Raw genomic sequence first — 18,818 nt, 5'->3', positions numbered from 1 at the left:
GGGGCGGCGGCACCGGTACGGTTTGTGCCGTGAGCACACCCCGTATCCGGGTGGCCGTCGTCTTCGGCGGCCGCAGCAACGAACATTCCGTCTCCTGCGTTTCGGCGGGCAGCATCCTGCGCCACCTCGACCCGCAGCGTTACGAGGCCGTCCCGATCGGCATCACCACCGACGGCGCCTGGGTGCTCGCCGACACGGATCCCGAACGGCTCGCCAAGGCGGGCCGCGAGTTGCCGACCGTCGACGCGGAGGGAACGGCCCTGGTGCTCACCGCCGACCCCACTCGGGCCGGTGACATCGTCGCCCTCGACGAGGGCGAGTTCGGCAAGGTGCTCGCCTCCGTCGACGTCGTGTTCCCGGTGCTGCACGGCGCCTACGGCGAGGACGGCACGATCCAGGGGCTGCTCGAGCTCGCCGGCGTTCCGTATGTGGGACCCGGCGTGCTCGCCAGCGCCGCCGGGATGGACAAGGAGTTCACCAAGAAGCTGCTCGCGGCCGAGGGTCTGCCCGTCGGATTCCAGATCGTGCTGCGCCCCGGCGCCGCGACCCTCACCGAGGAGCAGAAACAGCGTCTCGGCCTCCCGGTCTTCGTCAAGCCCGCCCGCGGCGGCTCCTCCATCGGGATCAGCCGTGTCGCCGACTGGGCGGCGCTCGACGCGGCGATCGAGAAGGCCCGCCGGCACGACCCGAAGGTGATCGTCGAATCCGCGATCGTCGGTCGCGAGGTCGAGTGCGGCGTGCTCGAGTTCCCCGACGGCGACGTGCGCGCCAGTGTCGTCGCCGAGATCCGGATGCCCGACCCGTCCGGCGATCACGAGGCGTTCTACGACTTCGACACCAAGTACCTCGACGACGTGTGCGAGTTCGACGTGCCCGCCAAGCTCGACGACGACGTCTCCGACCGGATCCGGGAGCTCGCGGTCCGCGCCTTCCGCGCCCTCGACTGCCAGGGCCTGTCCCGCGTCGACTTCTTCGTCACGGAGGACGGGCCCGTGATCAACGAGATCAACACCATGCCCGGGTTCACGTCGATCTCGATGTACCCGCGTATGTGGGAGGCCAGCGGTCTCGAGTACCGCACGCTGCTGTCCACGCTGGTGGACACCGCCCTGGCGCGGGGGACCGGGCTGCGCTGATCCGCCCTGGCGCGGACTAGTCTGGGGGCCATGACTGCCGTGACCCCTGACTCATCTGCAACCGTTTCCGGGGACGTCCGGGCGACCGGCGCCGGGGACACCCGCGAGGCCGTGCACGCCGCGGCCCGTCGCGCCCGCGTCGCCTCCCGCCGGCTCGCCCTGCTCACCACCGCGCAGAAGGACGCCGCCCTGGACGCCGCCGCGGACGCGGTGCTCGCCGCGTCCGACGCGGTGCTCGCCGCGAACGCCGAGGACATCGAGACCGCCCGCGCGGCGGGCACCGAGGAGTCCCTGCTCGACCGGCTCCGGCTGACGCAGGCCCGCGTCGAGGGCATCGCGGCGGGGCTGCGGCAGGTCGCGGGGCTGCCCGACCCGATCGGCGAGGTGGTCCGTGGCTCGACCCTGCCCAACGGCCTCGAGATCCGGCAGATGCGGGTGCCGCTCGGCGTCGTCGGGATGGTGTACGAGGCCCGGCCCAACGTCACCGTCGACGCCTTCGGCCTGGCCCTCAAGTCCGGCAACGCGGCCCTGCTGCGCGGGTCGTCGTCGGCAGCCCACTCCAACGCCGCCCTCGTCGAGGCCCTGCGCGGCGCCCTCGCGATGCAGGAGCTGCCGGAGGACGCCGTACAACTGCTGCCCAGCGCGGACCGGTCCTCGGTCACGCACCTCATCCAGGCACGCGGACTCGTCGACGTCGTCATCCCGCGCGGCGGTGCCGGCCTGATCTCCGCCGTCGTCCGCGACGCCACCGTGCCCACCATCGAGACGGGCGTGGGCAACTGCCACGTGTACGTGCACGCGTCGGCCGATCTGGACATGGCCGAGAAGATCGTCGTCAACGCCAAGACCCGCCGGCCCAGCGTGTGCAACACCGCCGAGACGATTCTGGTGGACAAGGCCGTCGCCGACACCGCCGTACCCCGGCTGCTGCAGGTGCTGCAGAACCACAGCGTCACCGTGCACGGTGACCTGCCCGGCCTCGAGCCGGCCACCGAGGCCGACTGGGCGGAGGAGTACCTGAGCCTCGACATCGCGCTCGCCGTCGTCGACGACCTCGACGCGGCCGTCGCGCACATCGACCGGTACGGCACCGGCCACACCGAGGCCATCGTCACCGCCGACCTCGCGGCCGCCCGGGAGTTCTCCGCGCGGGTCGACGCCGCAGCCGTTATGGTCAACGCCTCGACGGCGTTCACCGACGGCGAGCAGTTCGGGTTCGGTGCCGAGATCGGCATCTCCACCCAGAAGCTGCATGCCCGCGGCCCGATGGGACTGCCGGAACTCACCTCCACCAAGTGGGTGGTGTGGGGCGACGGCCACACCCGGCCGGCCTGAGGGTTCGCGACAGCGCTCGACGAGACCGGACCGGACGAGACCCGGACCCGACAGGGCCGGCCCCGACGAAAGGACACAGCGTGGACCGTGCGCTGCCGACCACCCCGCCGATCTTCGCCGACGTCGACGAGGTGATCGACCGCCTCGCCGAGACCGGATACCTCGCCGACAAGGCCACGGCCACCGCGGTGTTCCTCGCCGACCGCCTCGGCAAGCCGCTGCTCATCGAGGGCCCCGCCGGGGTGGGCAAGACCGAGCTCGCCCGGGCGGTGGCGCAGACCTCCGGCGCCGAGCTGGTGCGGCTGCAGTGCTACGAGGGTGTCGACGAGTCGCGGGCGCTGTACGAGTGGAACCACGCCAAGCAGATCCTGCGGATCCAGGCCGGCACCGACCATTCCTGGGACGCGACGAAGCAGGACGTGTTCTCCGAGGAGTTCCTCCTGCCGCGCCCGCTGCTGACCGCCATCCGCCGGGAGGATCCGACGGTGCTCCTGGTCGACGAGGTCGACAAGGCGGACGTGGAGATCGAGGGTCTGCTGCTCGAGGTGCTCAGCGATTTCGCGGTGACCGTGCCCGAGCTCGGCACCATCAGCGCCACCCGCAAGCCCTTCACGGTGCTCACCTCGAACGCGACGCGGGAGCTGTCCGAGGCACTCAAGCGACGCTGCCTGTTCCTGCACCTCGACTTCCCCGACGCCGACCTCGAGCGCCGCATCCTGGCGAGCCGGGTACCGGAGCTGCCCGAGACGGTCGCCGAGCAGCTCGTGCGCACGGTCCGGGTGCTGCGCGGCATGCAGCTCAAGAAGCTGCCGTCGGTGGCGGAGACGATCGACTGGGGCCGCACGCTGCTCGCCCTGGGCCTCGACACCCTCGACGACGCCGCCGTGCGGGCCACGCTCGGGGTGATCCTCAAACACCAGTCCGATCAGCTGCGGGCCGCGGCCGAGCTGCGGTTGAACTGACATGGCCGGGGCACGCCCGCCGGTGCGGGACCAGGGGCCTGCGGCGCCGCACGGCCTGCCCGGCCACCTGGTCGGGTTCGTCGAGGCACTGCGCCGCCGCGGCATTCCCGTAGGACCGTCCGAGACCGTCGATGCCGGCCGGGTCATGTCGGTGCTCGACCTGCTCGACCGGGACGCCCTCCGCGAGGGGCTGGCGTGCGCGCTGCTGCGCCGGCCCACCCACCGCCCGACCTTCGATGCCCTGTTCGACCTGTGGTTCCCGGCAGCGGTCGGCCGCCGCGAGGCCGGCGGGATCGATCCGGCGCTGCCGCGCACCCCGGACGGCGAGATCGACTTCGAGGCGCTGCGGGATCTGATCGCCGAGATACTCGCCGACGACTCCGCCGACGCGGTCGAGCTCGTCGAGCTGCTGACCGCGCAGATCGTCGAGGAGCTGGGGCAGTACACCTCGGGCAACGGACCGTCGTTCTCGGCGTACCAGGCGCTGCGCCAGGTGTCGCCCGAAACGCTGGTCTCGAAGATCCTCGAGGGCCTGCTCGGCAACGCCGGCCCGGAGGAGCGGGCTCAGGACACCGAGTACGCCACCGAGGTGGCGCGCCGCACGGCGGCGCGCCGAGTGGCGGATTTCCGGGCCATGGTCGAGCGCGAGACGCGTCGCCGCACCGCCGAACAGGTCGGACGCGACCGCGTCGCCACCTACGGGGTGCCCAAGCTCGCCGAGGAGGTCGACTTCCTGCGTGCCACCGACGCCGAGCTCACCGCGCTGCGCCGCAGCGTCACCCCGCTGGCGCGGCTGCTGGCGAGCCGGCTCGCCGCGCGCCGGCGGCGGGCCCGTGCGGGAGCGATCGATCTGCGCCGGACGCTGCGCAAGTCGATGTCCACCGGCGGGGTGCCCATCGACCTGGTCAACCGCAAGCCGCGCCCGGCCCGTCCGGAGCTGGTGGTGCTCTGCGACGTCTCCGGGTCGGTCGCCGGCTTCTCCCACTTCACCCTGCTGCTCGTGCATGCCCTGCGCGAGCAGTTCTCCCGCGTCCGGGTGTTCGCGTTCATCGACAGCACCGACGAGGTCACCCACCACTTCTCCGCCGGCGCCGACCTCGGGGCCGCCATGTCGCGGATGCTGCGCGAGGCCGAGCTGATCGCCTACGACGGCCACTCCGACTACGGTCACGCGCTGGGCGTGTTCACCGAGCGGTACGCGCACAGCCTCACCAGCCGCAGCTCCCTGCTCGTGCTCGGCGACGCGCGGACCAACTACCGCGATCCCAACCTCGGCGCCCTCGAGCACCTGGTGGCCGTCGCCCGGCACGCCCACTGGCTCAACCCGGAACCCCGCGGCCAATGGGGAACCGGAGATTCGGCGGCGAAGGCGTACGGCGAGGTGATCACGATGCACGAGTGCCGGTCCGCGCAGCAGCTCGCGCAGGTGGTGGCGGGCCTGCTGCCGGTGTGAACCCGTAAGCTGGACAATCGTGCATGAGCCATCCGCCCCGAATCCGGCGCCGCGACGTCGCGACGGTGACACACGACACGGCGTCGGTGACACACGACGTCGCGTCGGTGTCATGGGCGGCACCTTCGACCCCATCCACCACGGGCACCTCGTCGCAGCCAGCGAGGTGGCCGACCGGTACGACCTCGACGAGGTCGTGTTCGTGCCCACCGGACAGCCGTGGCAGAAGTCGGGGAGCGAGGTCAGCACGGCCGAGGACCGCTATCTGATGACGGTCATCGCGACCGCCTCGAATCCGCGGTTCTCCGTCAGCCGGGTCGACATCGAGCGGGACAAGGCCACCTACACTGTCGACACGCTGCGCGACCTGCGTTCGCTGATGCCCGACGCCCAGCTGTACTTCATCACCGGCGCCGACGCGATCGCCTCGATCCTGTCGTGGCAGAACTGGACCGAATTGTTCGAGCTGGCCCGGTTCGTGGGAGTGTCGCGTCCGGGCTACGACCTGCACGTCGAGCATCTCGCCGAACACCTCGAGAAGCTGCCCGCCGACACCGTCGGTCTCGTCGAGATCCCCGCGCTGGCGATCTCCTCGACCGACTGCCGGACGCGGGTGCGTGACCACAGGCCCATCTGGTACCTGGTGCCGGACGGGGTGGTGCAGTACATCACCAAGCGCAACCTGTACCGGCCCGCGAACTCGCGGCGCCTCGACGGGGCGGCGACCGTGTCATATCCCCACGCCGAGTCCCACCCCCACCCCGAGTCCCACCCCCACCCCGAGAGGAAGACCACGCAGTGACGGCAACTGCAGAAGCCATCGAGATGGCACGCATCGCGGCCCGCGCGGCCGACGAGAAACTGGCCACCGATGTCGTGGTGCTGGACGTGTCCGAGCAACTGGTCATCACCGACTGCTTCGTGATCGCCTCCGCGGCCAACGAGCGTCAGGTCAACGCCATCGTCGACAACGTCGAGGAGAAGCTGCGGCTGGCAGGCCACAAGCCCGTGCGGCGCGAGGGCACCCGCGAGGGTCGCTGGACGCTGCTGGACTACGTCGACGTGGTGGTACACATTCAGCACGACGACGAACGCAACTTCTACGCACTCGACCGGCTGTGGAAGGACTGCCCGGTGATCACCGTCGACGGCATCGGCGCTCCCGCGCCGGCCGACGACACCGGCGCGGGGTCGCCCGCGGCCGACGACACCGGCGCGGGGTCGCCCGCGGCCGACGACGCCACGCCCACCGCGGACGACACGCCGGGCGACCGGTGACCCATCGGGTACCGGTCCGGCGCCTGATCTTGGTGCGTCACGGGCAGACCGAGTACAACGCCACCAGCCGGATGCAGGGGCAGCTCGATACCGAGCTGTCCGAGCTGGGGCGGCGTCAGGCCGTGGCCGCCGCCCGGATCCTCGTCGAGCACCGGCCCGTGGCGATCGTCTCCTCCGATCTGCGGCGCGCCTACGACACCGCCGTCGAACTCGGTGACCAGGCCGGCCTGCCGGTGGCGATCGATCCGCGGCTGCGCGAGACCCACCTCGGCCGGTGGCAGGGCCTGACCCACCACGACGTGGACTCGGTGTCCCCGGGGGCGCGGGCAGCGTGGCGGGCCGACGCCACCTGGGCGCCTCCCGAGGGGGAGAGCCGGGTCGACGTGGCCCGGCGCAGCGCCCCGGTGATCCAGGAACTGCTCGACAAACACGAGCAGTGGGTGCAGCGGCCGATCATCGTCGTCGCGCACGGCGGACTGATCGCGGCACTGACCGCCGCACTGCTCGATCTCCCGGTCGACCGGTGGCCGGTCCTCGGCGGACTCGGCAACACCGGCTGGGTCCAGCTCAGCGGATACGGGGACCAGCCCGCGTGGCGGCTCGACGTGTGGAACGCGACGGCTACGGTGGCGGCCGATGACGTCCTCTGACCCACGGCCGGTGGCCGGGCCGCAGCGGCCGACGCTGCTCGTGATCGGTGACTCGCTCAGCTACTACGGTCCGAAGGGCGGACTGCCGGCGGACCATCCGCGGATCTGGCCGAACATCGTGGCGCGGGAACTCGACTGGGACGTCGAACTCGTCGCGCGGATCGGGTGGACGACACGCGACGCGTGGTGGGCGATGACGCAGGACCCACGCGTGTGGGCGACGATCCCGCGGGCCGGTGCCGTCGTGCTGGCCGTGGGCGGCATGGACACCCTGCCGTCCCCTCTGCCGACGGCGCTGCGGGAGACCCTGCGCTACGTGCGGCCGCCGCGCCTGCGCCGCGTCGTGCGGGAGACCTACGGATGGCTGCAGCCCCGGCTCTCGCCCCTCGGCTGGCCGGTGGCCCTGCCGCCCCGGGTCAGCGTGGACTACCTCGAAACCATCCGCGCGTCGCTGGGGTACATGCGGCCGGACCTGCCCGTGATCGGCACGCTGCCGTCGGTGCATCGCAGCGAGCAGTACCGCGCCGTGCACCGCGGCCGTCCCGCCGCGGCCCGGGCGATCAACCGCTGGGCGTCCGAAAAGTCGGTTCCCCTGGTCGATCTCGGTGAGGCCGTGCACGCGGACATCCACTCCGGCGCGGCGAACCCGGACGGCATCCACTGGGGCTGGGGCGGGCACAGCGAGGTGGCCGCCGCGGTTCTCGAGGCGGTACGGATGGTGCGCCGGGATGCGCGCGCCGCCGCGGAGGACATACGGTAGGCGGCGTGTCTGTAGTAGTGGTGACCGACTCGTCGTGCTGTCTCGACCCGGAAATGGTGGAGCGGTACGACATCCGTGTCGTGCCGCTGCACGTGATCGTCGACGGTGTCGAATTGCGCGAGGGCGTGGACGATCTGCCCGCCGACCTGTCCGGCGTCACCACCTCCGGTCCCTCCCCGGCCGAACTGACGGAGGCGTACGCCGAGGCGCTGTCGGACAGCGGTGGCGACGGCGTGGTCGCCGTGCACCTGTCCCGTGAGCTGTCGGGTACCTGGTCGGCCGCCCGCTACGCCGCCGACGCCCTCGGTGACCGGGTACAGCTGGTCGACAGTCGAACCACCGCAATGGGTTTGGGATTCGCTGCCCTGGCGGGGGCGGAGCTGGCCCGGTCCGGTGCGAGCGTGCGGGCCGTCTACGAACGGGCTGTGGAGGTCGCCGCCCGCAGCCGGACCCTGCTGGTGGTCGACCGGCTCGACCATCTGCGCCGTGGCGGCCGCATCGGCACCGCCACGGCCCTGCTGGGCACCGCTCTGGCGATGAAGCCGGTGCTCCACCTCGTCGACGGCCGGCTGGTGCTGCGGGAGAAGACCCGCACCATGACCAAGGCGATGGCGAAGCTGGTCGACGGCGTCGTCGACACCGCGGACCCGGTGACCGCGGTGGCCGTCCACCACCGCGAGGCCCCCGAACGCGCCGAACAGCTCGTCGCACAGCTCGCCGAGCGGCTGCCCGCCGGCACCGCGCTGTCGGTGTCCGAACTCGACGCGGTTCTCGGCGCACACGTCGGTCCCGGCGCCGTCGGGGTGGTCGTCTCCCGCGCGTAGGGGTTGTCCACAGGCACACGATTCATCCACAGATTCGCCGGATCGCTTCGGCGGCCACGTGGACGGCGGCCGGATCCGGTTAGCGTCGCGCCATGGGCAGCAGCGACGAGCACGATCTCGTGCGCAGCCGGCTCGACGCGATCGCCCGGTCCGCCGGCGATCGGGCATCGGCGGCGCCGACGATCCCGCACCAGGCGGACGACGACCCGCACCCGTGGTACGACCCGGCCGGCACCGTCGAGCCGCCGGGTCCGCTCGAGCGGTTGCGCGCGGCGCGCTGGCAGACCGGCCGGGGTGGGGCTGGGGCCCTCGCCGCGGTCGGTGTCGTGGCGGTGCTGGCCACGCTCGTCGTGGTCTGGGGCGATCGTCCCGTCGCGGAGCCGGTACCGCCGCTGCCGGCGGTGGAGGTTGCGGCACCGGCGGCCGACCCCGTTGCGTCCCGGCAGGACACGGCGCCGGACGAGGTGGTGGTCAGCGTGGTGGGCCTGGTGGGCAAGCCCGGCCTGGTGCGGGTCGCGCCCGGCGCGCGGGTCGCCGACGCCCTCGCCGCCGCGGGCGGCACCCTCGACGGTGCGGACCTGGCCACCCTGAATCTGGCGCAGCGGCTCGCGGACGGAGACCAGGTCGTGGTGGGTGCGTCGCCGCCGGTTCCGCCGGCGAGCGGGGTGTCCGGCTCCGGCGGCGAGGGTGGGGTCGGGGAGCCCGGCGCCGCCCCCGGGGCGGGGCCGGTGAACCTCAACACCGCCGACGAGGCGACGCTCGATGCGCTGCCCGGCGTCGGTCCCGTCACCGCGGCCGCGATCGTCGCGTGGCGCCGGGACAACGGGCCGTTCACCGACATCGAACAGCTCGCCGAGGTCGACGGGATCGGTCCCGCTCGGCTGGCACGCCTGCGGACGCTGGTCGTGGTGTGACCGCGCCCGACCGCGACGACGCGCGACTGGTGCCGGGCGCGGTCGCGGCGTGGGCCGCAACCGCGCTCGGGTTGCACGCCGGCTGGCGGGTCTCGTTCGGGATCGCGGCGACGGCCGCCGTGTGCGCGGTGGCCACGGTCGTCGTGGCACGGCGACGACGGCTTCGTGCCGCGGCCCGGCCGCTGCTCGCCGCTCTCGTCGTCGCTGCCGGATTCTCGGCGGCGGTCGCACTGCGGGTGTGGGCGGCCGAGACGCATCCACTCGCCGCCGCGGCCGCACGCGCCGGCTGGGCCACCCTGGTGGTCGAACCGACGGAGGACCCGAAAAGACTGGGAGACAGTGCGTTCGGCGGGGACCAGGTGCTGGTGCCGGCAACGTTGCACCGCGCCGAGCTGGGACCCGACCGGTACTCGGGCGGCGGCGCCGTCGTGGTGTTCGCCCCTGTCGACGAGTGGGCGGAGCTGCTGCCGGGCCAGCGGATCACCCTGCGCGGACGGCTCGCCGAACCGGACGGCGCGGATCTGACGGTGGCCGTGGTCCGTGTCGACGGCCCGCCCCGATCGGTGCAGGCCCCCTCGCGGGTGCAGCAGTGGGCGGGACGGATCCGCGAGCGGCTCGCCTCGGCGTCCGGAGCGGTGCTCCCGCCCGCTGCGGCCGGGCTCCTGCCGGGCCTCGTCGTCGGCGACACCTCACGGCTGTCCGACGACGTCCGGGAGAGCTTCCGGGTGGCGGGACTGACCCACCTGACCGCGGTGTCCGGGGCCAACGTCAGCATCGTCCTCGGCGCGGTGCTCCTCGCCGTGCGGGGCCTCGGCCTCGGCCCCCGCACCGGCACGGCGCTCGCGGCGGTCGCGCTGGTGGCGTTCGTCGTCGTCGTGCGCCCGTCGCCGAGTGTGCTGCGCGCCGCCGCGATGGGAGCGATCGGGTTGCTCGCTCTGGTGACGGGCCGGCGCCGGCACGGCCTGCCGGCCCTCGCGGGCGCGGTCGGCGCCCTGCTCGTCGCCGCACCGGAACTCGCGACGGACGTCGGGTTCGCCCTGTCGGTCGCGGCCACCGCCGGGCTGGTGCTGGTGGCGCCCGCCTGGGTGACCCGGCTGCGGGCCCGCGGCTGGCCCCGCTCGGCGGCGGAGGTGTGCGCCGTCTCGGCGGCCGCGTTCGTCGTGACCGCCCCGATCGTCGCCGCACTGTCCGGCACCGTCAGCGTCGTGGCGGTCGCGGCCAACATCCTCGTCGCGCCGGTACTTCCGCCGTTGACCGTGCTCGGTACCACCGTCGCGGTGGTCTCCACGGCGTCGCCGACGGCGGCGGAGCTGCTCGCCCGCGGCACCGCACCCATGCTGTGGTGGATCCTCGAGGTGGCGGACCGCGCGGCCGACCTGCCCCTGGCCGAGGTGCCCGTGCCCGGAGGCGTGGGCGGAGCAGTCGCCGTCGGGGGCGGGCTCGTCGCCGCCCGGTGCCTGCCGCGACTGTGGCGTGGACGCCGGCCCGGGGCACCGGCGGTGATGTCCGGCCGTCGTGGCACGATCGATCCGTGAGCAACCCGCAGCTGCATCTCGTGCTCGGTGACGAAGACCTCCTCGTCGAACGCGCCGTCGCGCGGATCGTCGGTGACGTCCGGGCGCGGACGGGTGCGGGGTCCGAGCTACCCGTCTCGCGGCTGCGCGCCGGGGACGCCGGCGCGGCCGAACTCGCCGAGCTGCTGAGCCCGTCGCTGTTCGCCGAGGACCGGGTGGTCGTCCTCGAATCCGCCGCGGAGGCCGGCAAGGACGCCGTCGCGCTGATCCTCGATGCGGCGACCGAACCGCCCGAGGGGGTCTCCCTGGTCGTCCTGCACAGTGGCGGCGGCCGCGCGAAGGCCATGGTGGGCGCCCTGCAGAAGTGCGGCGCCGAGACCCACGAGTGCGCCAGGATCACCAAGGCGGCCGAGCGGGTGGACTTCGTGCGTGCGGAGTTTCGCGCGGCGGGTGTGCGGGTCGCGCCGGAGGTCGTACAGGCGGTCATCGACGCCGTGGGCTCCGACCTGCGGGAGCTGGCAGCGGCGTGCAGCCAGCTGGTCGCCGACACGGGCGGCAAGATCGACGCCGCAGCCGTGCAGCGCTACTACTCCGGCAAGGCCGAGGTCACCGGGTTCGAGGTGGCCGAGAAGGCCGTGGCGGGCGACGAGCCGGGGGCGCTGGAATCGTTGCGGTGGGCGACGCATCGGGGCGTCGCGCACGTCCTGCTCGCCGACGCCCTCGCGGATGCTGTCCACACGATCGCGCGGGTCGGCTCGGCCGGGCGCGGGGACCCGTTCAAGATGGCATCCGAGCTCGGGATGCCCCCGTGGAAGGTGAAGAAGGCTCAGGCCCAGGCACGCGCGTGGGACCCGGGATCGATCGGGGCGGCGCTGCAGGTCGTGGCCGACCTCAATGCCGACGTCAAGGGCGCGGCCGCGGACGCCGACTACGCGGTGGAGCGCGCCGTGCGCCGCGTCGCGGGGCTGGCCGGCCGGACCCACTAGACGACGGAAGCCGCCCGGTCCGAAGGACGGGGCGGCTTCCGGAGCAGAGCTTGCGTTCTACCTCAGAGTCCGTTGGCGACCTTGGCCAGGGCGGACTTCTTGTTGGCGGCCTGGTTGGCGTGGATCACGCCCTTGCTGGCAGCCTTGTCGAGCTTGCGGCTGGTGGAGACGAGGAGCTCGGTGGCCTTGTCCTTGTCACCGGCGGCCGCGGCCTCGCGGAAGGAACGGATCGCCGTGCGCAGCGAGGACTTGACCGACTGGTTGCGGAGTCGGTTGCGCTCGTTGGTGCGGATCCGCTTCACCTGGGACTTGATGTTGGCCACGCGTAAAATCCTGTCGTCTTGCTGGTAGTTGGTCGGAAAGCTCTGGGCGCACTACGGCACCGACGGACCACGATACCAGCGGCCTGTCGCAAACCCCAAACCGGGCGCCGGAACCGCCGGTGGTGACGGGCAGGTGACAAGCGGGTTTCCGGCACTGCACAGCCCGGCATCCTGTAGCAGGATTTCGGGCATGAGCAGCCGAACGACCGTCGCCCGACCCCCCGACCGCTCCCGCTCGCGCAGGCGTTCCGACGGGGTGTTCGACGGCTATCGCGACGTGCCCGGCTACACGCTCGCGTTCGACGAGATGTTCGACGAGGCCGGTGGGGTGCGAGCCCCCTACCGGCGGCTGCACCAACGGTTCGTCTCCACCGGCGCCGACGAGCTCGCGGCGCGCACCGAGGCCCTCGGCCGCGCCTTCACCGACCAGGGCGTCACCTTCTCCCTGTCCGGACAGGAGCGGCCCTTCCCGCTCGACCTGATGCCCCGGGTCATCGCGGCGGCGGAGTGGGCCCGCCTCGAACGGGGCATCACCCAGCGGGTGAAGGCGCTCGAGATGTTCCTCGACGACGTCTACCGCGAGCAGCACATCCTCCGCGACCGCGTCATCCCCAAGCGGCTGGTGACCTCGTGCGAGCACTTCCACCGCGAGGCCGTCGGCATCGTCCCGCCCAACGGCGTCCGGATCCACGTCGCGGGCATCGACCTGATCCGCGACGAGAACGGCACGTTCCGGGTCCTCGAGGACAATCTGCGCTCGCCGTCCGGGGTGTCGTACGTCATGGAGAACCGGCGGGTGATGGCCCGGATCGCCCCGGACCTGTTCCGCGAGCACCGGGTGCGTCCCGTCGGCGACTACGCCTCGCACCTGCTGCGGGCGCTGCGGGCGGCCGCCGCGCTCAACGCCGCCGACCCGACCGTGGTGGTGCTGACCCCCGGCGTGGCCAACTCCGCGTATTTCGAGCACTCCCTGCTGGCCCGGCAGATGGGTGTCGAACTCGTCGAGGGCCGGGACCTGTTCTGTCGTGACAACGCGGTCTACATGCGCACCACCGAAGGCGAACGGCAGGTCGACGTGATCTACCGCCGGATCGACGACGCCTTCCTCGATCCGATGCAGTTCCGTCCCGACTCCGTGCTCGGCGTCGCCGGCATCCTCAACGCCGCCCGCGCCGGCAACGTCGTGATCTCGAGCGCCGTCGGCAACGGTGTCGGCGACGACAAGCTCGTCTACACCTACGTCCCCGAGATCATCGACTACTACCTCGGCGAGAAGCCGCTGTTGCCCAACGTCGACACGCTGCGCTGCTGGCTGGACGAGGAATGCGAGGAGGTGCTCGACCGTCTCGACGAACTCGTGATCAAGCCGGTGGAAGGCTCCGGCGGGTACGGCATCGTGTTCGGTCCCGACGCCTCGCCCGCCGAGCTGAAGACCATGACCCGCAAGATCCGCAACGACCCGCGCAGCTGGATCGCCCAGCCCGTCGTGCAGTTGTCCACCGTTCCCACCCGGGTGGGGGACCGGCTCGCGCCGCGTCACGTGGACCTGCGGCCCTTCGCCGTCAACGACGGGGAGGAGGTGTGGGTGCTGCCCGGCGGTCTCACGCGCGTCGCGCTGCCCGAAGGGTCGCTCGTGGTGAACTCGAGCCAGGGCGGCGGCAGCAAGGACACGTGGGTGCTCGCCGCGCGCAGTTCCGGGGAGGAACGAGAACTCGGCGGCGCCCAGGTGGTCGACCGGCCGGCGCACGGCGCGCAGGTCGAGCACGGACCCGACATCGGCGGCCCACAACAGCAACAGCAACAACAGCAGCAGCAGAGCGGGCTCGGGGGTGGGCGCTGATGCTGGCCCGCAATGCCGAGTCCCTGTTCTGGATCGGCCGCTACGTCGAACGCGCCGACGACACCGCCCGCATCATGGACGTCGCGGTGCACCAGCTGCTCGAGGACTCCACGGTCGACCCCGACCGCACCTGCCGGCAGCTGCTGCGGGTACTCGGATTCGCCGAGCCGCCGGGCGTGCTGGACGTGTCCACCGTGGTCGACCTGATCGCGTTCGACCGGCAGGGGCAGGGGTCGATCGTCGATTCCGTCGCGCACGCGCGCGAGAACGCCCGCGGCGCCCGCGAGGTCACCTCCAGCGAGATGTGGGAGTGCCTGAACGCCACCTACAACGGTCTCGCCGAGCGCAAGCGGGCCGCCCAGCGGCTCGGACCGCACGAGTTCTTCCGGTACGTCGAGGAGCGTGCGGCGATGTTCGCGGGCCTGGCGGACTCGACGCTCAGCCGCGACGACGGCTATCGCTTCCTGCTGCTGGGCCGGTCCATCGAACGCGTCGACATGGTGGTACGGCTGCTGCTCTCCCGGGCGGGCGACCGCCCGGGCTCGCCGACGTGGGCGACGGTCCTGCGGTCGGTCGGTGGTCACGACACCTACCTGCGCACCTACCGCGGTGCCCTCGACGCGAGCCTGGTGCTCGAATTCATGCTGCTGGACCGGCTGTTCCCGCGGTCGGTGTTCTTCGCCATCAGCGAGGCCGAGCGGTGCCTCGGTGCGCTCGACCGGCATCCGCACAGCCGGATCGGTGCCCGGGACGAGGCGCAACGTCTGCTCGGCCGTGCCCGCAGCGAACTCGAGTTCCTCGCCCCCGGACGGCTGCTCGAGGATCTGCAGACGCGCCTGCAGTCGCTGCAGGAGATGTGCCGGCAGGTCGGCGAGGCGATCGCGCTGCAGTACTTCCACGCAGCGCCGTGGGTGGCCTGGACCGATGCCGGCGCGGCACAGGGGGAGACGATCGTGGAGGGTGAGTTGTGACCTGGCGGATGCGAGTGGTCCACAAGACGGGGTACGCGTACGACGCGCCGGTCACCTCGTCGTACAACGAGGTACGGCTCACGCCCCGCGCGGACAGCCGGCAGACCGTCGTGCTGAACCGGGTCGAGACCACCCCGGCGACACGGTCGTACCGGTACGTCGACTACTGGGGCACGGCGGTGACCGCGTTCGACCTGCACGCGCCGCACACCTCGCTGGAGGTGACCGGACTGTCGGTGGTGGAGACCGAGGAGACCGCGGTGCCCGACGAGGCGATCGGATGGGACGAACTGCGCAGCGAGGAGAACCGGGACCGCTACGACGAGGTGCTGCTGCCGTCGCGGTACGTGCCGGCCGATCGCGGTCTCGCCAGGGTCGCCCGGCAGATCGCCAAGGGTGCCGATCCGGTGGCCGCGGTGCTGGCCGCGGCGCAGTGGGTGCACGACGAGATGTCCTACGTCCCCGGCACGACGGGGGTGCACACCTCGGCCGTGCAGGCCTTCGAGGAACGCGAGGGGGTCTGCCAGGACTATGCGCACCTGACGCTGCTCCTGCTGCGCGGCATGGGAATTCCCAGCCGGTACGTGTCGGGATACCTGCATCCGACGGCCGCTGCCCCCGTCGGGGCGACCGTCGCGGGGGAGTCGCACGCGTGGGTCGAGGCCTGGACCGGTTCGTGGTGGGGTTACGACCCGACCAACGCCACGGTCGTCGGTGAACAGCACGTGTCCGTCGGTACCGGCCGGGACTACGCGGACGTGCCGCCGCTGAAGGGCATCTACTCCGGCGGCGGTTCGACGGCACTCGACGTTGTTGTGGAGGTCACCCGGCTTGCGTAGTGTCCGCTGTGTCTTGTTGCGGTAGTGCTGTGCGGCCTGTGAGCCCGTCTTCGACCCGCGGTGCTCGCCAGTGCCGAAGTTCGACACATCGGATCCGGTCCCGCGGGACCGCACGACGCGAGGTGGGCGCATGACGAACGAACGCGAGACGGGCCACGAGGGCCGGGCGGCGGACCGGGCACCCGGGGCCGCCGAGCACGAGACCGAGCACGAGACCGCGCTCGAGGCCGTGGAGAAGGACGAATTCTCGGACGCCAAGAAGTACGCCGCGGAGGCGATCGGCACGTTCGTGCTGGTCTTCTCCGCGGTCGGCACGGCGGTGTTCGCCGGGGACAAGGTCGGCAATCTCGGCGTCGCGCTGGCGTTCGGGCTGACCCTGCTGTTCCTCGTCTACGCCATCGGGCCGATCTCCGGATGCCATGTGAACCCGGCGGTGACGGTCGGCCAGCTCGCGATCGGCCAGGTCACCCTCAAGCGGGCGGTGTTCTACGTCGTGGCCCAGGTCCTCGGCGGCCTCGTCGCGGGCGTGACGATCTACTCGGTGGCGCAGTCGCTGCCCACCTACGACCGGGCCGCGCAGGGGCTCGGCGCCAACGGCTGGGGCCCGCACAGCCCGTCGGCGGTGGAGGGCCCGCTCGGCGGTGTGCTCGTCGAGGGTTACGGGATCGGGGCGACCATGGTCGTCGAGGTGCTGCTTACCGCGCTGCTGGTGTTCGTGGTGCTCGCCGCGACGGACCAGGCCTCGGACGTCCTGCTGGCCGGGGTGTCGATCGGATTCACCCTGGCGGTGATCCACCTGGTCTCGATCCCGATCGACAACACCTCGGTCAATCCGGCGCGGAGCATCGCGGTCGCGCCGTACCAGGACGGCGCGCTCGGACAGCTCTGGCTGTTCATCCTGTTCCCGCTGATCGGCGGCGCCCTCGGGGCGCTGGTCTACCGGTCGCTGTTCGGGCGGTTCGCCGGATTGCGGCCGTCCACGGCGCGGGTGGCGGGCGCCCGCCGGCGGTAAGGCGAGGGCCGGCTACTGCCAGCCGTACTCGGCGCGAAGGCGCGCGGCGACCTGCTCGAACCGGGCCCGGTCGAGCACCGCGCCTTCGCGCCGGATGCCTTCCTCGGGCACGTCCAGCACGCGGTCCAGGCGGACCCAGCTGGGCCGGCTGCCCGCGTCCCAGTTGCCGTTGCCCAGGGCCAGCCAGTCGCGGTGACCGTCCCGGTCGTTGTTCGACGACAGCATCAGGCCGAGCAGGGTGCCACCGTTGCGTCCGACGACGAGCACGGGCCGGTCCTTGCCCTGGGTCGCGTCCTCCTCGTAGGCCACCCACGTCCACACGATCTCGCCGGGGTCCGCGCGGCCGTCGAGGTCGGGGGCGTAGGCGATCCGCCGGGCGCGCTGCGCGGTGGGAGCGGTGTGGGAGGTCACCGGGCGGCCGGGCTTCGGGACCGGCCGGGCGGTGTCGGCGGCACCGGAGCCGAGCGCGGTCCGGGCCCGGTCGAGGGCGCCGGAGCGCTGCACCTGCTCGAGCAATCGCGGTCCCTGCTCGACCGCGAGCCGTCCCAGTTGCCTGCCCAGTTTCTTCCATGTGCCAGCCACGTCGGCGAGCTTAGCGGCGTGCGGGGCCGCGCAGGTGCGGCCGCGGGACCGGACCCGCCGCGACTTGGATATTCTGCAGGGGTGACCGCGTCCCGCCAGGGCCGCTGCCCGTCCGAGTCAGGAGCCCGACATCAGCACCTTCGCCGACACCACGTTCACGGACCCCGCGAAGATCCGGAACTTCTGCATCATCGCGCACATCGACCACGGCAAGTCGACGCTCGCGGACCGCATGCTGCAGCTCACCGGTGTGGTCGAGGAGCGCCAGATGCGGGCCCAGTACCTCGACCGGATGGACATCGAGCGCGAGCGCGGGATCACCATCAAGGCCCAGAACGTGCGGCTGCCGTGGCAGGTCGACGGCGAGGACTACGTGATGCACCTCATCGACACGCCCGGGCACGTGGACTTCACGTACGAGGTCTCCCGTGCGCTCGAGGCATGCGAGGGCGCGGTGCTCCTCGTCGACGCCGCCCAGGGCATCGAGGCGCAGACCCTCGCGAACCTCTACCTCGCTCTCGACAAGGATCTGACGGTCATCCCGGTCCTGAACAAGATCGATCTGCCCGCGGCCGACCCGGACCGCTACGCCGCCGAGCTCGCCCACATCGTCGGCTGCGAGCCCGAGGACGTGCTGCGCGTGTCGGGCAAGACCGGCGTGGGCGTGCCGGAACTGCTCGACGAGGTGATCCGGCAGGTGCCGCCGCCGGTCGGCGACCCCGACGCGCCGGCCCGCGCGATGATCTTCGACTCGGTGTACGACACCTACCGCGGCGTCGTCACGTACGTGCGTGTGGTCGACGGCAAGATCGTGCCCCGCGAGAAGATCAAGATGATGTCCACCGGCGCCACCCACGAGCTGCTCGAGGTGGGCATCGTCTCGCCCGAGCCGAAGGCCACCGCCGGTCTCGGCGTCGGCGAGGTCGGCTATCTCATCACCGGCGTGAAGGACGTGCGCCAGTCGAAGGTCGGCGACACCGTCACCTCTGCCCGCGGCGGCGCCGCCGAGCCGCTCACCGGCTACCGCGAGCCCCGCCCGATGGTCTACTCCGGCCTGTACCCGGTGGACGGGTCGGACTACCCCGTCCTGCGCGACGCTCTCGACAAGTTGCAGCTCAACGACGCCGCGCTCACCTACGAACCCGAGACGTCGGTGGCTCTGGGCTTCGGATTCCGGTGCGGCTTCCTCGGCCTGCTGCACATGGAGATCACCCGGGAGCGGCTCGAGCGCGAGTTCGGCCTCGACCTGATCTCCACCGCCCCCAACGTGGTCTACCGCGTGGTGCTCGAGGGCGGGCAGGAGCACATCGTCACCAACCCGTCGGACTGGCCCGAGGGCAAGGCCCGCGAAATCTACGAGCCGATCGTCAAGTGCACGATCATCTCCCCGAGCGAGTTCATCGGTTCGATCATGGAACTGTGCCAGTCGCGGCGCGGCG

Annotated in this window: 19 protein-coding genes; 17 read left to right on the top strand and 2 right to left on the bottom strand. The window is 72.1% G+C overall.

The features are described 5' to 3' along the window. The first annotated feature begins 29 nt into the window (after positions 1–29). From AIIKEEIJ_RS20790 to holA, 12 genes are all read left to right on the top strand, one after another. Positions 30–1,136 (top strand): D-alanine--D-alanine ligase family protein, encoded by a 1,107-nt coding sequence (locus AIIKEEIJ_RS20790; RefSeq protein ID WP_006933750.1) that lies wholly within the window; start codon positions 30–32, stop codon positions 1,134–1,136. Positions 1,137–1,166: 30 nt separating this feature from the next. Then, entirely contained in the window at positions 1,167–2,471 is a 1,305-nt protein-coding gene (locus AIIKEEIJ_RS20785; protein ID WP_161996474.1) for a glutamate-5-semialdehyde dehydrogenase, read from the top strand. An 80-nt stretch (positions 2,472–2,551) separates the two neighbouring features. After that, complete coding sequence (locus AIIKEEIJ_RS20780) at positions 2,552–3,433, top strand: AAA family ATPase (RefSeq protein ID WP_006933754.1); 882 nt, start codon at positions 2,552–2,554, stop codon at positions 3,431–3,433. A 1-nt stretch (position 3,434) separates the two neighbouring features. Further along, the gene (locus tag AIIKEEIJ_RS20775; protein ID WP_043796479.1) at positions 3,435–4,886 is read left to right on the top strand and encodes a vWA domain-containing protein; all 1,452 of its coding nucleotides are present in this window, start codon (positions 3,435–3,437) and stop codon (positions 4,884–4,886) included. Between the two features lie 19 nt (positions 4,887–4,905). Continuing rightward, positions 4,906–5,688 (top strand): nicotinate-nucleotide adenylyltransferase, encoded by a 783-nt coding sequence (gene nadD / locus AIIKEEIJ_RS20770; protein WP_080688406.1) that lies wholly within the window; start codon positions 4,906–4,908, stop codon positions 5,686–5,688. Next, complete coding sequence (rsfS, locus tag AIIKEEIJ_RS20765; RefSeq protein ID WP_152103950.1) at positions 5,685–6,164, top strand: ribosome silencing factor; 480 nt, start codon at positions 5,685–5,687, stop codon at positions 6,162–6,164. The genes nadD and rsfS overlap by 4 nt, the downstream gene beginning before the upstream one ends. A 71-nt stretch (positions 6,165–6,235) precedes the next feature. Next, positions 6,236–6,814 carry a histidine phosphatase family protein gene (locus tag AIIKEEIJ_RS20760; RefSeq protein ID WP_238406505.1) on the top strand — a complete coding sequence of 193 codons (579 nt, stop codon included), beginning with the start codon at positions 6,236–6,238 and terminating at the stop codon, positions 6,812–6,814. After that, positions 6,801–7,574, top strand: a complete 774-nt coding sequence (octT, locus tag AIIKEEIJ_RS20755) for a diglucosylglycerate octanoyltransferase (protein ID WP_065922447.1) — start codon at positions 6,801–6,803, stop codon at positions 7,572–7,574. The genes AIIKEEIJ_RS20760 and octT overlap by 14 nt, the downstream gene beginning before the upstream one ends. Before the next feature lie 5 nt (positions 7,575–7,579). Then, positions 7,580–8,398, top strand: a complete 819-nt coding sequence (locus tag AIIKEEIJ_RS20750; RefSeq protein ID WP_029544382.1) for a DegV family protein — start codon at positions 7,580–7,582, stop codon at positions 8,396–8,398. Between the two features lie 92 nt (positions 8,399–8,490). Next, positions 8,491–9,312 (top strand): ComEA family DNA-binding protein, encoded by an 822-nt coding sequence (locus AIIKEEIJ_RS20745; protein ID WP_029544380.1) that lies wholly within the window; start codon positions 8,491–8,493, stop codon positions 9,310–9,312. Next, positions 9,309–10,847, top strand: a complete 1,539-nt coding sequence (locus AIIKEEIJ_RS20740; RefSeq protein WP_065922448.1) for a ComEC/Rec2 family competence protein — start codon at positions 9,309–9,311, stop codon at positions 10,845–10,847. The genes AIIKEEIJ_RS20745 and AIIKEEIJ_RS20740 overlap by 4 nt, the downstream gene beginning before the upstream one ends. After that, positions 10,844–11,812 (top strand): DNA polymerase III subunit delta, encoded by a 969-nt coding sequence (gene holA, locus AIIKEEIJ_RS20735; RefSeq protein ID WP_006933777.1) that lies wholly within the window; start codon positions 10,844–10,846, stop codon positions 11,810–11,812. The genes AIIKEEIJ_RS20740 and holA overlap by 4 nt, the downstream gene beginning before the upstream one ends. 62 nt (positions 11,813–11,874) lie before the next feature. Here the strand turns inward: holA and rpsT are convergent, their stop codons facing one another. Next, complete coding sequence (gene rpsT / locus AIIKEEIJ_RS20730) at positions 11,875–12,135, bottom strand: 30S ribosomal protein S20 (protein ID WP_003937021.1); 261 nt, start codon at positions 12,133–12,135, stop codon at positions 11,875–11,877. A gap of 190 nt (positions 12,136–12,325) precedes the next feature. On the opposite strand from rpsT, the gene AIIKEEIJ_RS20725 reads away from it, so the two are divergent. From AIIKEEIJ_RS20725 to AIIKEEIJ_RS20710, 4 genes are all read left to right on the top strand, one after another. Continuing rightward, the gene (locus AIIKEEIJ_RS20725) at positions 12,326–13,975 is read left to right on the top strand and encodes a circularly permuted type 2 ATP-grasp protein (protein WP_006933779.1); all 1,650 of its coding nucleotides are present in this window, start codon (positions 12,326–12,328) and stop codon (positions 13,973–13,975) included. Continuing rightward, positions 13,975–14,946 carry an alpha-E domain-containing protein gene (locus AIIKEEIJ_RS20720; RefSeq protein WP_006933787.1) on the top strand — a complete coding sequence of 324 codons (972 nt, stop codon included), beginning with the start codon at positions 13,975–13,977 and terminating at the stop codon, positions 14,944–14,946. The genes AIIKEEIJ_RS20725 and AIIKEEIJ_RS20720 overlap by 1 nt, the downstream gene beginning before the upstream one ends. An 8-nt stretch (positions 14,947–14,954) precedes the next feature. After that, positions 14,955–15,785, top strand: coding sequence for a transglutaminase family protein (locus tag AIIKEEIJ_RS20715; protein ID WP_029544370.1), 831 nt, complete (start codon positions 14,955–14,957; stop codon positions 15,783–15,785). Positions 15,786–15,915: 130 nt separating this feature from the next. After that, positions 15,916–16,797: an aquaporin gene (locus AIIKEEIJ_RS20710; protein WP_029544368.1), complete on the top strand. Its 882-nt coding sequence runs from the start codon at positions 15,916–15,918 to the stop codon at positions 16,795–16,797. Positions 16,798–16,809: 12 nt separating this feature from the next. On the opposite strand, the gene AIIKEEIJ_RS20705 is transcribed toward AIIKEEIJ_RS20710, so the two are convergent. Further along, positions 16,810–17,379 (bottom strand): type II toxin-antitoxin system PemK/MazF family toxin, encoded by a 570-nt coding sequence (locus AIIKEEIJ_RS20705; protein WP_072635503.1) that lies wholly within the window; start codon positions 17,377–17,379, stop codon positions 16,810–16,812. Between the two features lie 187 nt (positions 17,380–17,566). Between AIIKEEIJ_RS20705 and lepA the strand changes: the two genes are divergently transcribed. Beyond that, on the top strand, positions 17,567–18,818 hold a 1,252-nt coding region (gene lepA / locus AIIKEEIJ_RS20700), incomplete at its 3' end, for a translation elongation factor 4 (RefSeq protein WP_338020997.1).

This window comes from Rhodococcus sp. YH1, assembly GCF_009939605.1.
Classification (GTDB): domain Bacteria; phylum Actinomycetota; class Actinomycetes; order Mycobacteriales; family Mycobacteriaceae; genus Rhodococcus; species Rhodococcus aetherivorans.
This window is presented reverse-complemented; position numbering and strand designations above follow the sequence as displayed.

Excerpts from the sequence above, each read along its gene's own strand:
- AIIKEEIJ_RS20785 (WP_161996474.1), top strand. The coding sequence starts at position 1,167 with ATGACTGCCGTGACCCCTGACTCATCTGCAACCGTTTCCGGGGACGTC.
- AIIKEEIJ_RS20775 (WP_043796479.1), top strand. The coding sequence starts at position 3,435 with ATGGCCGGGGCACGCCCGCCGGTGCGGGACCAGGGGCCTGCGGCGCCG.
- AIIKEEIJ_RS20760 (WP_238406505.1), top strand. The coding sequence starts at position 6,236 with ATGCAGGGGCAGCTCGATACCGAGCTGTCCGAGCTGGGGCGGCGTCAG.
- octT (WP_065922447.1), top strand. The coding sequence starts at position 6,801 with ATGACGTCCTCTGACCCACGGCCGGTGGCCGGGCCGCAGCGGCCGACG.
- AIIKEEIJ_RS20745 (WP_029544380.1), top strand. The coding sequence starts at position 8,491 with ATGGGCAGCAGCGACGAGCACGATCTCGTGCGCAGCCGGCTCGACGCG.
- AIIKEEIJ_RS20725 (WP_006933779.1), top strand. The coding sequence starts at position 12,326 with ATGAGCAGCCGAACGACCGTCGCCCGACCCCCCGACCGCTCCCGCTCG.
- AIIKEEIJ_RS20720 (WP_006933787.1), top strand. The coding sequence starts at position 13,975 with ATGCTGGCCCGCAATGCCGAGTCCCTGTTCTGGATCGGCCGCTACGTC.
- AIIKEEIJ_RS20715 (WP_029544370.1), top strand. The coding sequence starts at position 14,955 with ATGCGAGTGGTCCACAAGACGGGGTACGCGTACGACGCGCCGGTCACC.
- AIIKEEIJ_RS20710 (WP_029544368.1), top strand. The coding sequence starts at position 15,916 with ATGACGAACGAACGCGAGACGGGCCACGAGGGCCGGGCGGCGGACCGG.